This window comes from uncultured Campylobacter sp. (genome assembly GCF_937949835.1).
GTDB lineage: Bacteria > Campylobacterota > Campylobacteria > Campylobacterales > Campylobacteraceae > Campylobacter_B.
This window is the reverse complement of sequence record NZ_CALEDC010000456.1, coordinates 1-1251: the sequence shown is the minus strand read 5'-3', so window position 1 is coordinate 1251 and position 1251 is coordinate 1. Positions and strand designations below refer to the sequence as shown.

General features: G+C 51.2%; 1 protein-coding gene. It reads right to left on the bottom strand.

All coding sequences use genetic code 11. The annotated features are described in order from the left end of the window. Nucleotides 1–872 (bottom strand): radical SAM protein (locus Q0256_RS10125; protein WP_297962694.1); only part of this gene is annotated, 872 nt, incomplete at its 3' end. Nucleotides 873–1251: the final 379 nt, after the last annotated feature.

The following is a 1251-nucleotide window of genomic DNA, read 5'->3' as shown; positions in this document are numbered from 1 at the left end:
CCGTCTTTAAAAACAACCTTACCCGCACCCGCGAGACGCTTTAAAAGCTGCGCGCTCGCTTCGTCAAACATCGCCTCCACGTCGCTCGTGCGCTGCGGACGACGTGCCAAAGTATGCAATATCTCGTCCTCACTAAAACTTAACCGCTCGCTTGCGTATTTGGGCGCAGCGATGATATTTACGTTTTGATTTTCGATGAAAGTGGCTAGATAGCGCAGCTGCGCCTCGCTCACACCCTGCACGCGGTATGCAGGCGGACGATCGATCGTGCCGAGATCGACGCGGTGCGGATTGATGCGAGCTAAAGCCGCATTCAGCGCCGCAAAATCCTCTTGCGTGTCGTTTAGCCCGCGCACGACTAGGATTTCGATATCGAGCTCGCCGCGAAACTCGCGCGCAAAATCCGCGATCGCGCTTACGATATCCTCGGCGCCAATGCCTACGTGCGGGCCGTCCACCTTGCGAAAGCTTCTCGCAAGCACGCTATCTAGCGAAAATTTACAAATATCAAGCTTCGCTAACGCTGCGCTGTTTTCGCGCACGAGTGAGCCGTTTGACAAAACGAGCAGCTTCTGCGGCAGGTGCAGCGCTTTTAGCGCGTCCACGAGCTCTGCAAAGCGCGGATGCAGCGTGGGCTCGCCGTTTGCCGTGATCGTGATGACGTCAATGCCCGCGTGGCTTTGCAGCGCGGTTTTCAGCTCGGCGATGACCGGGCCGATCTCACAGGGCTCGCTCATCGCTCCTACCGGCTTGCCCGCGCCCAGCTCGCAATAGACGCAGTTGAAGTTGCACTGCTTGCGCTGCGGGCTCAGATCGATGCCGAGGCTGCGCCCGAACCTGCGCGAGGTTACGGGCCCGAAAATATATCTCATTTTTGCTCCGATGATTTGATTTGCGGGAGTTTGCTTGCGCGCAAAAATTTCGCTTTAAATTGTGCTTTGCGGAATTTTAATTTGCAAAATTTTAATTTGAAATTTTGCCTCGTGAAATTTTACTGAAATTTGCTTTTAAAAATTTAACTAGAAAATCCCGCTTTTAAATTTTACGTAGCAAGTTTTTACCGATCTTAAGCCTCGCGCCAATAACGCTTTGCATCGAGCTTTTAAAATTCTACGTAGCAAATTTATGCCTTGGAATTTAACTTCCGCGTGCCGAAATTTAGCGCCGCTTTTATGCGAAATTTCATTTCTGCGCACCGCCCCCGCTAGGACGGAATTTTAAACTTAGAGTTTTGAATTTATCCTTAAATTT